Origin of the sequence: Streptomyces sp. A3M-1-3 (genome assembly GCF_024213665.1) — a bacterium.
GTDB lineage: Bacteria > Actinomycetota > Actinomycetes > Streptomycetales > Streptomycetaceae > Streptomyces.
The window spans coordinates 1-12,194 of the sequence record NZ_JANAVP010000012.1 but is presented as its reverse complement, the minus strand read 5'-3'; the positions used below and the strand labels follow the sequence as shown (position 1 = coordinate 12,194).

Sequence of the window (12,194 nt, the reverse complement as noted above, 5' to 3'; positions counted from 1 at the left end):
GGTAGCATCCTTGCCATGAACACTGCGGACCTGGGCCTGCCGGTGGATGTTCCCTCGACAGCGCTCTTCACGGACCAGTACGAGCTCACGATGCTGCGGGCAGCCCTGAAGTCGGGCACCGCGGACCGCCGGTCCGTCTTCGAGGTCTTCACCCGCAGACTGCCCGACGGCCGCCGCTACGGGGTCGTCGCGGGCATAGGCCGGGTGCTGGACGCCGTGGAGAACTTCCGCTTCGACGGCGGGGTCCTGGAGTTCCTGCGGGAGCAGGCGATCGTGGACGCGCCCACGCTGGACTGGCTGGCCGGCTACCGGTTCAGCGGGGACATCTGGGGCTACCCGGAGGGGGAGGTGTACTTCCCCGGCTCGCCGATCCTGCGGGTCGAAGGCAGCTTCGGCGAGTGCGTGCTGCTGGAGACCGTGATCCTGTCCATCCTCAACCACGACTCGGCCATCGCGGCGGCGGCCTCCCGGATGTCCGCAGCCGCGGGCGGCCGGCCGCTCATCGAGATGGGCGCCAGGCGCACGCACGAGCTGGCGGCCGTCGCCGCCGCGCGTGCCGCGTACGTAGGCGGCTTCGCCTCCACCTCGGACCTGGCGGCGGGCTTCCGGTACGGGATTCCGACCGTCGGCACCAGCGCGCACGCTTTCACCCTGCTGCACGACACCGAGCGGGACGCGTTCACCGCACAGGTCGCCTCGCTGGGCAGCGGCACGACGCTGCTGGTGGACACGTACGACGTGGCCGAGGCGGTCCGTACGGCGGTGGAGATCGCCGGGACCGGCCTCGGTGCGGTACGCATCGACTCGGGGGACCTGCTGCTCGTCGCGCACCGGGTGCGGCAGCAGCTCGACGAGCTGGGCGCGACCGGGACGAGGATCGTGGTGACCTCGGACCTCGACGAGTACGCGATCGCCTCACTGGCGGCGGCGCCGGTGGACGCGTACGGCGTGGGAACGCAGCTGGTCACCGGCAGCGGTCACCCCACCTGCTCGATGGTCTACAAGCTGGTTGCCCGCGCGGAGTCGGCCGAGCCGAAGGCCCCGCTGGTGCCGGTGGCGAAGAAGTCGCTGGGCGGGAAGACCTCGGTCGGCGGCCGGAAGTGGGCCGCCCGGCGGACGGACGCGGACGGGGTCGCCGAGGCGGAGGTCGTCGGCACCGGCCCGGTACCGGCCGAGCTGGCCGGCCGCCAGCTGCTGGTGGAGTTGCTCAAAGGCGGCGAGGTGGTTGCCCGGGAGCCACTGGAGGCGGCCCGCGACCGGCACGAGGCGGCCCGCGCGGGCCTGCCGATGTCGGCGATGCAGCTGTCCCGGGGGGAGGCGGTCATCCCTACGGAGTACGCGTGAATGAGCGAGGCGGCGCGGAGCGGCCGGCTCCGCCAGGCCGGATCCCGGAGCACCTGCCTGCCCATGGGGCCCCGCATTGCGGCGCGGAAAGGCCGCGGCCGCCATGGGGTGACGCGGCCACCGCGCCGGCCCAGAACGGCCGGACCCCCGCACAAGTGGGCGCCCCGCCGCCCAGAGGCGGCGCGGGAAGACCTCGCAGTGCCTGCAGGCCGCACCCGGCGGACGGACGCCCTGCGGCCGCGGGCCCCATGGCGCTGGCCGGCTCCGCCACCACCGCGCCCCCGAACGGCCAGACCCCCGCACAAGTGGGCGCCCCGCCGCCCAGAGGCGGCGCGGGAAGACCTCGCCGTGCCTGCAGGCCGCACCCGGTGGACGGACGCCCTGCGCCGCGGGCCCCATGGCGCTGGCCGGCTCCGCCGCCACCGCGCCCCCGAACGGCCGGACCCCCGCACAAGTGGGCGCCCGCCGCCCAGAGGCGGCGCCCTCTCCCCTGTGTCTTCCGGAGGCTCTACGCTCGGGGGACCGGCTCCCCCGTGCGCCCCCGCCCCTTCGCCGCACCGCATCCCGCACTCGCATCCGCATCCGCCGCATTCTCCAGTCGAAGGAAGCCCGCCATGCACCGCGCCTTGATCGTCGTCGACGTTCAGAACGACTTCTGCGAGGGCGGCAGCCTCGCGGTCACGGGGGGTGCAGATGTCGCCGCGGCCATCACCGACCTGATCGGGCAGGCTCCCGCCTGCTACCGCCATGTCGTCGCGACCCGCGACCACCACATCGATCCGGGCGACCACTTCGCCCTCCCCCCGGCGATCCCGGACTTCGAGCGCTCCTGGCCGGTGCACTGCGTGGCCGGCACGGAAGGGGTCGGATTCCACCCGAACTTCGCCCCGGCCGTCGCCTCCGGCGCGATCGCCGCGGTCTTCGACAAGGGCGCGTACGCGGCGGCGTACAGCGGCTTCGAGGGCCTCGACGAGAACGGCACCACCCTGGCCGACTGGCTGCGCGCCCGCGAGGTCACCGAGGTGGACGTGGTCGGCATCGCCACCGACCACTGCGTCCGCGCCACGGCCCTGGACGCGGTGCGCGAGGGCTTCGCCACGCACGTACTGCTCGACCTCACCGCGGGCGTCGCGGAACACACGACGGGGCGGGCACTGGAGGAGCTGCGCGAGGCGGGCGTGGAGCTCTCCGGCAAGCCGGTGGTCTGACAGGCTGACTTCCGCGGGTCGGCGGCACCTCAGGGGCGGAGGCCGTCGCAGGTGATGTTCAGGTGGCGGGGGCCGCGCAGGACCGCGTTCTGCCGGTAGGGGGGCGGGTCTTCGACCAGACGGGGGTTGTCGAGCCTGCGCGCCAGTTCGGTCAGTGCGAGCTGCGCCTCCAGCCGGGCGAGCGGCGCGCCGAAGCAACTGTGGATGCCGCTGCCGAAGCCGAGGTGCTGGATGTCCTTGCGGTCCGGGTCGAACCGGTCGGGGTCGGTGAAACGCTTCGGGTCCCGGTTGCCTGAGGCCAGGACGAGCCAGAGCGATGCCCCCTTGGGGATGGTGACACCGCCGACCTCGATGTCCGCGAGAGTGGTGCGCTGCGGCACCAGCTGCACCGGAGGCTCGTAGCGCAGCAGCTCCTCCACGATCGGGACGGACAGGCGCGGTTCGTTTCGCAGCCGCTGGAGAGCGTCCGGGTGGCGCAGCAGGGTGAGCATGCCGTTGGTGATGAGATTGACGGTCGTCTCGTGGCCGGCGATCAGCAGGAGGGCCGCGGTGCTGAGCAACTCCATGGTGGTCATCGCCCCGTCCGGTCCCTGGGCGGTCGCCAGCTCGGAGAGCATGTCGTCGCCGGGTGCCTTGCGGCGTTCCTCGATCAGTCCGGCCAGGTACATGCCGAGCTCGGTCCGGGCCTGAGTCGCGATGCGGTTGCGCTCGGTGGGGTCCTCGTCCGGGGACGGGTCCAGGCTGGCGGCGAGGGTGTCCGCCCAGGTGTGGAACCGCGCCTCGTCCTCGCGCGGCACCCCGAGCAGTCGGCAGATCACGGTCACCGGAAAGGGGTAGGAGAACTGGTCGACGAGATCGATCCGGCCCCCGTCGCTGCCCCCGTCCACGAGACCGTCGATGAGGCCGGACACGATCGCGGCGAGTTCACCGCGCATGGCGTCGACCCGGCGGGGGCTGTGGGGTGGGCCGAAGGGACGGTTCGTCATACGGCGCAGCCGGTCGTGCTCCGGCGGATCGAGCTTCAGGAAACTGGGCGGCAGCGTCGTCCCCTCCTCCCCCTGGGACAGCTCGTCGCCGACCTGCGCCGTGAGATTGCGGGCGTCGGAGCTGATCCGCGGGTCGTGCAGGAGGTTCTGGATCTCGAAGTAGGTGCTGACGACGTACGGGCCGTCTCCCTCATGGACCACCGGCGTCTTGCGGAGCTCGGCGTAGAGGGGATACGGGTCCGCGCGGTTGGCGTAGTCCAAGATCTGCCGCAGGAGCATGGCTTGCGTCATGAGGGATCCTCGTGTGCGTGGGAGGTCATGACCGGGCGGGGGTGAAGGTGATCCGCCGGTCGGCCGGCGAATAGCCGCTGAGGGTGATGGTCGGACCGTGGGTGGGGACCGAGGGGTCCGGGAAGCCTGCCGGGACCGGGCGCCGGCCCTCGGGGCGGCGGTCCACGGTGAGGAACGGCGGCGGGAACGGCGCCGTCGTCTCGATGAGCTGCTGGTAGAACTGCAGCCACCGCGTCTGGTCGAAGGTGACGGCCGCGATGACGCGCCCCTGGTATCCGTACACACCGGTGAACCGGCGCTCGGCGAGCGAGCCCTGTGCGACGAGGATCTCCTCGCCCATGGACGGGACGCCCACGGACTTGATGTTCACCCCGAACTGTGAGGACCAGAAGGCCGGCACCCACAGGTGCGGGCGGCGGTCCACGCTCTCGCTCAGCATGTTGTGCGCGGCGGTCTCGGCCTGTGCGACGGCGTTGCCCCAGTGTTCGAGGGACAGGAACTGATAGCCGAACAGCGCGTGCGGGGAGCGTGCCACATCGCCGGCCACGAAGATGTCGTCGGTGACGATGCCCCTGATGTCGAAGGCCCGGCAGCCGGCGTCGCAGGCGATGCCGCGGGGGCCGGCGCCGAGGCCGGATCCCGCGAGCCATTCGGTGTTGCGGGTGGCGCCGAGCGAGACGACGACCACGTCCGTCTCGATGGTGGCGCCGTCGGACAGATGGGCGGCGCGGACCCGTCGCGCCGAGTCGCCCTCCAGCCCGGTGACCATGATGCCGCAGCGCAGGTCCACTCCGTTTTCGCGCTGCAAATCGGCGGCCACCTCGCCTACGACGCCACCGAGCGCGCCGACCAGGGGCGCAGCCGCCCGTTCCGCGACGGTGACCGGAAGCTCGCGCTCCCGGCAGGCGGAGGCGATCTCAGAGCCGGTGAAACCGGCGCCGATCACCAGCACTCGGCGGGGTCCGTCCGCCAGCCGCCGGTGCAGGGCGGCCGCGTCGTCGCGCGTGCGCAGGACGAAGACACTGTCGAGCTCCGCTTCGCTCTCGTTCGGCCAGGGTCGCGCCCGTACGCCCGTCGCGATGAGCAGCCGGTCGTACTCCACCTCGTCGCCGTCGGCCAGCCGTACCCGCCTGGCCGCCATGTCCAGCCCGGTGGCCGCGACCCCGAGCCGCCACTGTGCGTCCAGATTCCGGCGGCGGGGCAGGGCGGTGTGTTCGGCGGTCGCCTTGCCCAGGAGGACCTGTTTGGACAGCGGGGGCCGGTCGTACGGCTCGTAGGGTTCGTCGCCGATCAGCGTGAGCGAGCCGGCGAAGCCCTCCTCCCGCAGGGTTTCCGCGGCTCTGAGACCGGCGAGGGAGGCGCCCACGATCACGATGCGCCCTTCGCGTTTGAGCCATTTCACGAATCCGTCACTGTGCACGGGACATCCCCTGCGCCGGCGCGGCTTCGTCGAGCTCGTCGAGGAGGATGGCCCCTACCGGGCACGCGGCGACGGCTCGTGCCACGTTGTCCCGCTGTGCTTCGTCGGCCTGTGGGTTGTACAACAGGCCCTCTTCACCATGCATGGCGAAGACATCGGGGGCGAGGAACGCGCACTGCGCGTACCCCTGGCAGCGGTTGAGATCGACGACAAGCCTCACCAGGATCGGTCCTTCCCATGGACTGGTCATTCCTCGGCGCCAGCATGGGAGAGCAGGCGCGCCCACGCTCGTCGTGGTGGGCCGAAGGTGTGACGGTCATGTGACACCGAGGGGGCTCGGGCGGGACCGGAAGCCCGCCCGGAGAATGTGAACGCTCACGATCAGGGACCAGCACGGAAAGACCAGTTCGGACCAGGGAATGCTCGGCCCGAGGAAGAGCAGTGTCAGGCCGACGAGGTAGCCCAGAACGGTGAGCGGGCGCGGAAAGAAGCCGAGGCGGTGCCCGATGGCCGAGGTCGTGAAGGCGAATACGGCGGCCATCCGCATCGAGTAGGTCGTCATCAGGGTGTACGCGAAGTGCTCCCCGAAGCCCCCGGGCGGCTGCCCCGTACCCGCCCCGGCAGTGTCCAGCACACTGCCGGCGGCTGCGGCGGCCCCGAAGAGTGTGGCCACGAAGAGCAGGCCGCTGCCCAGGAACACGGTGGCGATGAACCTGTCCTCCCGCTCACCGGCCTGCGAGCGCAGCGCGCCCATGAACCAGAGGAAGAAGATGCCGGCGAACGGTACGAGTCCGAGCGCCGTGCGCAGCGCCTCCTGTTGCGAGGGGTCGCGGGACGTGTCGGCCTCCGCCCCTTCGGGCAGCGCCACCCGGACCAGCACGATCGCAGCCGTGGTCAACAGCGCGAAGGCGATCCCCACCACCCCTGCCGCCCGGGGGGTCTGCAGGCGCTGCTCGTTCGACGCCATGGACCGCTCGCTTTCTCCCCCCGTACCAGCAAGCGGCCTCATCCGCGGCCACGCCACCAGGGCCACCCGTGCGGGTGAGAGGTCAGCTGCGGAGCAGTGCTCGTATCGGGTGCCAGAGTTCTTCCGCGTCCTGCGGGGCGCCCCGCCAGAGCAGGCCGTCCGGGTGGTGCAGGACCGCCGTGACCTCGTCCGGGGTGGGCGGTTCCGCGTTGCCGCGGAGGTAGACCGCGCGCAGGCCCAGATTGCGCAGCCGGGTCAGGGCGCGGGCGCGGTTGGCCGCGTGGACCAGGACGCGCACCGGTCCGTCGCCGTCCGGGCCGGAGGTCCCGCCGTCGTACGTGGGCCGCGGAAGCGTGAGCGCGACCACCACTCTGCCGTTCGGCAGCTTGCTGAAACCTCCACCGGCCATGACCGTCCAGCTCCCCCGTGAGACGCCACTGTCGACTTGCTGTCAATAAGCAGTTCGTAGGACGCATCTAAACGCGAACGGCCGCCGCCCGCTAGAGGGCGACGGCCGATCATGCGCTGACCTGCGATGTTACGAACTATTTGGTCGACGGACCGACCTTCACAGTGATCGTCTGGCCGCTCTTGGGCTCCTTGACGATCACGATCCGGGTGTTGGTGTCAGGAACCTGAACGCTTCCGGTCGGGTTCTCCGCGTACCAGTACGTCCCCTTGCGGTCGTCGAAGACCGGGTTGCCCTTCTGCGCCTTCACCCGCACCGGCCGGCCGGCGCTGTGCAGCGTGAAGCTGTCCGTGGCGTACCGGCCGAACGGCGCGTCGAAGGGCTGGATCTTGTTGCGCATCAGCGTGCCGTCCGCCCACTTCAGCGGCTTGGCGTGCGCGTCGACCGGCAGGACCAGGCCGTGTCCCGGGTGGGCGCTGACGTTGTTGTCCTTCTGGGAGGTGTCCCACAGCCAGACCATCAGGCCGTTCTGGTACGGGTAGTGCTCGACCCAGTCGGGACGGGCGGGGGCGAACCCGAAGTTGTACGGGCCGACCTTCAGCGTCTTGTCGTACGACACGTACTGACGGTTCTCGGCCAGGTAGTACTGCGGGTACTCCTGCGTGAAGGACTCACCGATACGCGAGAAGCCCTTCGCGGTCCAGCCGTCGTCGTCGCCCTCGGCGCCGTCCGTGAAGAGCGGCGAGCCGTCGGCGGTGACGGTGATGGCGTCGGCGGTGAAGCCCTTGCCGCCCGCGCCGCCGTCCGTCTGGTAGCGGAAGCGGACGTCGACCTTGTTGCCCGCGTAGGCGTCCAGCGGGTAGACGAGCTTCTTCCAGGCGCCCGAGACATCGGTCAGGGCCGGGTTGTCGGCGGCGTCGCGCGGGAGCGCCTTGCCGTCGGCCGTGCCGTCGACGGCCGTCCAGTTGGCGCCGCCGTCGGTGGAGACCTCGGTGTACAGGTAGTCGTACTCGGCCTCGATGTCGTACCAGCCCTGAAGCTCCAGGGAGGCCTTGGACTTGCCGGTGAGGTCGACGGACCGGGTGAGGGTGTTCTTGAGGTCGTCACCCATGTCGCTCCACCACTGCTTGGAGCCCTCGACGGGCTTCACGACAGTCGTGGTGACCGGCTTCTTCGGCAGCTCGACGACGAGCGCCTGCTTGTTCTTGGTGTTGTACGCGGAGACGCCCAGCTTGTGGGTCGACTTCGTCGCGGCCTTGGCCTTGTCGTAGTCGAGCCAGCCCAGCTGGAGCTTGTCCCACGCGGTCATGTCGCCGGGCAGGTCGCCGATGGAGTCCTTGCCGGTGCCGAGCCAGGAGCCCGCCGACATCAGGGACCAGAAGCCGACCGAGTTCTCGGCGCCGCCGGTGGTGTCGTAGAGGTCCGGCAGACCGAGGTCGTGGCCGTACTCATGGGCGAAGACACCGAGGCCGCCGTTCTCGGGCTGCATGGTGTAGTCGCCGACCCAGATGCCGGTCTCGCCGATCTGGGTGCCGCCGGCCTTGTTGTTCGCGGGGCCGGTCTTGCCCGCGTTGGTGCCGTACGCGTACCAGCGGTGCGCCCACAGGGCGTTGGTGGCCTGGGCGCCGCCGCCCGCGGACTCGTCCTCGCCGGCGTGCACGATCTGGAAGTGGTCGATGTAGCCGTCGGACTCGTTGAAGTTGCCGTCGGCGTCGAAGTCGTAGCGGTCCCACTGGTCGTACGCGGCGAGCTGCGCCTTGATCTGGGCGTCGGTCTTGCCGGCCGCCTTCTGCGCCGCGGCCCAGGCGGTCACACCGTCGCGGACGGTGTCCCACACGTTGGCGCAGTTGGACTGGCCGCAGTAGTTGGAGCCGTAACGGGCCTCGTTGTAGTCGACCCTGACCCAGTCGGAGACTTCACCGTCGACCGAGTAGCGGCCCGCGGAGGTCTTCTCGTAGTACGTCTTGAGCGAGTGCTTGCCCTTGCCCGTACCGAAGTAGAGCTCCTGGAAGTGCTCGCGGTTGTAGTCCTTCTGCCAGGCCGTGCTGTTGTCCTTGGCACGGTCGGGCTGGGCTATCTGGTTGCGCAGCGGGCCGGGCTCGCCGCCGTACTTCTTCGCCGGCGGCTTGGGGCCGTCGGGGCCGTCCGGGTCGAACATCGTGGTGTCGTCGACCTTGTCGCCGAACTCCACCAGGATCGTGAAGATCTTGTCGGTCTTCTCGCGGCCGAGCTCGACGTACTTGCGGTCGTCCAGCCTGACCACCTGGGACGCGCCGCGCTTCTCCACCTTCAGGTCGCCCGCGAGGACCTGCTCGAGCGCGGCTTCGCGCTGCTCCTCCTGCTGCTTGCTGAAGGGGCCTTCGAGATCGTGCTCGACGTGCCCCTTCTTCACGGCAGCCGGGTCGTGGCGGTCAACCGCGGCGGCTCCCGGTGCCTTGTCGTCGGCCTGTGCCGTGGCGAACGTGGACGCCGTGGCGGCGCACGCGGCCATGGTGACCACCACGGCGGCAGCCTTGATCGCTCTCCTCGTACTGGTCACTTGATGTGTTCCCCTCCCGCGGCCGCAAGGGCACGGACCTAAGGGTGAGGGGTTCCGGCGCGGCACGCGTCTCAAGTGACGACATTCGACCGGAGTTACGAGAGAAAAGACAGACCTTGACTTGAACAGACCAACTGCACTACGTGGGGGACCGATTCCGGAATCCGGACGTCGTCGGACCCGATCGGATACCGCCGGCGCCGACGCCGGGCTGGTCCCGGGCACCGCCGACCGGCGCGCCCATCCCGCCTGTTGGGACGGCGAATGACTCCGTGCGCCCCCCATGCTCCGGCACCGTGGGTTAGGTCACGCTTACTGGCGGTTCCCCTCGGGCATCCACCGTCGTAGAGTCGCTTGACAGTGCGACCGAGTTGAGCCGACTGCCCATTCGCTGTTCGTTGCCTTCGAGGACGGATCACGCCATGCCGCGTCCGACTGCCGCACAACTCGCTTACGGTTCGGCCACCGTCATCGCCTCCACCATCGTCATGCTGCTGCTCTCGCAGACGAGCACAGGACTCGGGGTCGCGGTCATCTCGGCGGCAGCCCTCGCACTCGGTGTCGTCGTCGCGGTGATAGTGCCCGCGCCCAAAAAGACGGCACGCACGGTTCGTTCGAACCGTGCGTCCGTACCGTCGGGCGCGCCCGCCGCGCGAGTACCGGAACCCGAGCATTCACTGCACCGCTGAGCCCGGCACCCCGCTGGTGGCGCCTAGTCGGTGGTGACCACCACCGTCTTGCCCGCCTTGTCGTGCAGGCCCTGTTTGTACGGCTTGTCCATCACGATCGTGATGGCGAGCACGATCTGCCAGATACATGGGCAGCAGAGCAGTGCGGGCAGCCACAGCACCGTGGCGCGCATCAGCGACGCGCTGGTGTCCGGGGTGGTTCCGTCGTTGAGCATCGCCACGCGCAGCTTCAGCAGCTTCTTGCCGACGGTCTGCCCTGACGTCTTCACCATCAGGGTGTCGTAGCCGATGAAGGCCACGATCGCGATCAGCGTCCAGATCAGGCCCCCGCCGCTGTACGAGTCGACGAACACGTCCGAGGCGTCCTCGCCCCTGTCCACGGTGAAGCGGCTGCCGAACGGGATCTGGATCAGGCCCAGCGGGATGGCGATGATGAGCGCGTCGATGATGCGGGCCACGAGCCGCTTGCCGAAATCGGCGAGCGGCGGCATCCCGGCGAGCGGATCGGGCGGGCCGTACCCTCCCCCGCCGCCGTAGGGGTCGTACGGCGGAGGCGGCGTGCCACCGCCGCTGCCGTACGGAGACCCGGGACCCGGCGGGCCCTGGGAGCCGGGCGGGGTGTCGTACGGAGAACCGCCGGCCGGGGGCGGCTGGTCGGGCGGCGGCTTCTTGAGAAACGGGTCGTCGTCGGGCGGCGGGCCGGGCGGCGGCGGTTCGGTACTCATGGCCGTAAGTCGACCGCGCCCGGGGGCGCGCCGCAACGGATGCGCGCCGTTCGGGGGAACCGGCGCCGCCGGGCCGCCGGGTGTCAGCCCGCCACGAACGTACGGGCCGCCTTGTCGTGCCAGCACTGCCGCCACGGGCGGTCCACCAGGCACCACAGCACATTGACGACACCGATGGCGAGCGCGCCGAGCAGCCCGTACACCAGCCAGCGGCGCAAGGCCGCGCCGAACGACGGGGGTTCGTGCGACTCGATGTCCCGCACCTGTACACCGCAGACCTTCTTGCCGAGGGTGCGGCCCCACTTGGCGGTCGGCAGCGCCTCGTAGAGGACACCGAAGACGAGCAGGGCGCCGAGCACGATCCCGAGGTACCCGGCGGTGGTCCCGTCGATCAGCCAGACGGTGACCGTCTCCCCGGACAGCTTGGCCGCGTCGACCTTGTCGTCGATGTGTTCGACCGCCCTCGTGAGCAGCGGTACGGCGACGGCACCGACAACCGCGCCGAGCATCACCGAGTCGATGAGCCGCGCCGCCAGCCGCTTGCCGAGACCGGCGGGCCGGGCGGCTGCCTGGGCCGCGGCCATCCGCTGGAACGGGTCACTGACGGGCGGCTTCCACGGCGTCACCGGCTGCTGCTCGGCCTCGGCGGAGCGGGCGAGCTGGTGCACCTGCTGCGGCCAGGACGCGGCGCCGCCGCCCTGCCCGGACGAGAGCGGGGTCGCCGGAGCCGGCGCCGGAGCCGGCTCGGGCGCGGCGGCCTGCTGCGGCGGTACGGGCTGCTGGGGCGCCGGCGCCACGGGCTGGGGCTGAACCGGCGCCTGCGGCTGGGCCTGGGCCTGGGCCGGTACGGCGTGCTGCTGCTGTTGCTGTTGCTGAGCGGGCCCGGGCCGCGGCGGTGTGCCGGTGGCCGGGGCTGTGGCGCGGATGGACATCGTGCCGTCCGTACGGCTCGTACGGGCGGACGCGCCGCCCGGTGCCCGCATGCCCGGCAGCGCGCCGCCGCTCGGGTCCGCCTCCCCGGCCGGGGCCGCCGGGGAACGGGGGTCCTGCGCGGGCGCGCCCCAGGAGACGCGGCTGTCCAGGTCGCCGCCGAAACCGGTCTGCCGCGAGGTGTCGGCCTGCCACGCGGAAGCCGGTTCCGGACGGCTGCCGTGCAGGTCGTCCGGCCCGGACGGGGACGCCGACGCCTGCTCCGGCTCCTCGTCGAGGAAGACCGGCCCGGTCTCCTCGTGCGCGGGGGCGGCGGGCCGCGGCGGCCCCGCGCTCGCACCCCCGGCCGGTGCGGGGCGGCTCGTTCCGGGCACCCAGGCGGCACCGTTCCAGTACCGGACATAGCCGGGAATCGACGGATCGGGGTAATACCCCTCACGGGCTGCGTTCTCGCCGTCACCAGGAGAAGCCACCAATGTCCCCAACTCCGATCATCACCAACACAATCCAGGGAGGACACTAACGAAGAACCCGGGCCAAGTAGGTAAAGAGACCGGGAGAATACCCGCGTTCGAGCGACAGTCCGAAAATCCCGCGGCCGAGGTGCTAGGGGGTGTCCGGTCGATCAGGCCGGATCAGCGAGCGGCGGCTGGTGCACTGCACTCGCTCCGCTCGCTCCGTCTCGG

Annotated in this window: 11 protein-coding genes; 3 read left to right on the top strand and 8 right to left on the bottom strand. The window is 70.9% G+C overall.

What is annotated here, in order from left to right; genetic code table 11:
- Positions 1-15: 15 nt before the first annotated feature.
- Both NLX86_RS15505 and NLX86_RS15500 read left to right on the top strand, forming a co-directional pair.
- Positions 16-1,344: a nicotinate phosphoribosyltransferase gene (locus NLX86_RS15505; protein ID WP_254372287.1), complete on the top strand. Its 1,329-nt coding sequence runs from the start codon at positions 16-18 to the stop codon at positions 1,342-1,344.
- A gap of 614 nt (positions 1,345-1,958) precedes the next feature.
- Complete coding sequence (locus tag NLX86_RS15500) at positions 1,959-2,552, top strand: nicotinamidase (protein ID WP_254372286.1); 594 nt, start codon at positions 1,959-1,961, stop codon at positions 2,550-2,552.
- A gap of 29 nt (positions 2,553-2,581) precedes the next feature.
- On the opposite strand, the gene NLX86_RS15495 is transcribed toward NLX86_RS15500, so the two are convergent.
- From NLX86_RS15495 to NLX86_RS15470, 6 genes are all read right to left on the bottom strand, one after another.
- Positions 2,582-3,829 carry a cytochrome P450 gene (locus tag NLX86_RS15495; protein ID WP_254372285.1) on the bottom strand — a complete coding sequence of 416 codons (1,248 nt, stop codon included), beginning with the start codon at positions 3,827-3,829 and terminating at the stop codon, positions 2,582-2,584.
- Positions 3,830-3,854: 25 nt separating this feature from the next.
- Positions 3,855-5,249 (bottom strand): FAD-dependent oxidoreductase, encoded by a 1,395-nt coding sequence (locus NLX86_RS15490; protein WP_254372284.1) that lies wholly within the window; start codon positions 5,247-5,249, stop codon positions 3,855-3,857.
- On the bottom strand, positions 5,239-5,469 hold the full coding sequence (locus NLX86_RS15485; RefSeq protein WP_254372283.1) for a ferredoxin: 231 nt from the start codon (positions 5,467-5,469) through the stop codon (positions 5,239-5,241). Before NLX86_RS15485 ends, NLX86_RS15490 begins: the two co-directional genes overlap by 11 nt.
- Positions 5,470-5,565: 96 nt before the next feature.
- Entirely contained in the window at positions 5,566-6,216 is a 651-nt protein-coding gene (locus NLX86_RS15480) for a hypothetical protein (protein ID WP_254372282.1), read from the bottom strand.
- An 82-nt stretch (positions 6,217-6,298) separates the two neighbouring features.
- Positions 6,299-6,625 (bottom strand): hypothetical protein, encoded by a 327-nt coding sequence (locus tag NLX86_RS15475; protein WP_254372281.1) that lies wholly within the window; start codon positions 6,623-6,625, stop codon positions 6,299-6,301.
- Between the two features lie 136 nt (positions 6,626-6,761).
- A complete protein-coding gene (locus tag NLX86_RS15470) occupies positions 6,762-9,164 on the bottom strand; it encodes an immune inhibitor A domain-containing protein (protein ID WP_254372280.1) in 2,403 nt (800 codons plus the stop codon).
- Between the two features lie 422 nt (positions 9,165-9,586).
- On the opposite strand from NLX86_RS15470, the gene NLX86_RS15465 reads away from it, so the two are divergent.
- Positions 9,587-9,853, top strand: coding sequence for a hypothetical protein (locus tag NLX86_RS15465; protein WP_254372279.1), 267 nt, complete (start codon positions 9,587-9,589; stop codon positions 9,851-9,853).
- Between the two features lie 23 nt (positions 9,854-9,876).
- Here NLX86_RS15465 and NLX86_RS15460 read toward each other — a convergent pair whose 3' ends face one another.
- Both NLX86_RS15460 and NLX86_RS15455 read right to left on the bottom strand, forming a co-directional pair.
- The gene (locus NLX86_RS15460; protein WP_254372278.1) at positions 9,877-10,578 is read right to left on the bottom strand and encodes an RDD family protein; all 702 of its coding nucleotides are present in this window, start codon (positions 10,576-10,578) and stop codon (positions 9,877-9,879) included.
- An 83-nt stretch (positions 10,579-10,661) separates the two neighbouring features.
- Positions 10,662-11,981: an RDD family protein gene (locus NLX86_RS15455; protein ID WP_254372277.1), complete on the bottom strand. Its 1,320-nt coding sequence runs from the start codon at positions 11,979-11,981 to the stop codon at positions 10,662-10,664.
- Between the last annotated feature and the right edge of the window lie 213 nt (positions 11,982-12,194).

What these genes read in the sequence shown, in the direction of transcription:
- NLX86_RS15460 (WP_254372278.1), bottom strand. Translation starts at nt 10,578, where the DNA reads ATGAGTACCGAACCGCCGCCGCCCGGCCCGCCGCCCGACGACGACCCG.
- NLX86_RS15480 (WP_254372282.1), bottom strand. Translation starts at nt 6,216, where the DNA reads ATGGCGTCGAACGAGCAGCGCCTGCAGACCCCCCGGGCGGCAGGGGTG.
- NLX86_RS15500 (WP_254372286.1), top strand. Translation starts at nt 1,959, where the DNA reads ATGCACCGCGCCTTGATCGTCGTCGACGTTCAGAACGACTTCTGCGAG.
- NLX86_RS15505 (WP_254372287.1), top strand. Translation starts at nt 16, where the DNA reads ATGAACACTGCGGACCTGGGCCTGCCGGTGGATGTTCCCTCGACAGCG.
- NLX86_RS15465 (WP_254372279.1), top strand. Translation starts at nt 9,587, where the DNA reads ATGCCGCGTCCGACTGCCGCACAACTCGCTTACGGTTCGGCCACCGTC.
- NLX86_RS15475 (WP_254372281.1), bottom strand. Translation starts at nt 6,625, where the DNA reads ATGGCCGGTGGAGGTTTCAGCAAGCTGCCGAACGGCAGAGTGGTGGTC.
- NLX86_RS15495 (WP_254372285.1), bottom strand. Translation starts at nt 3,829, where the DNA reads ATGACGCAAGCCATGCTCCTGCGGCAGATCTTGGACTACGCCAACCGC.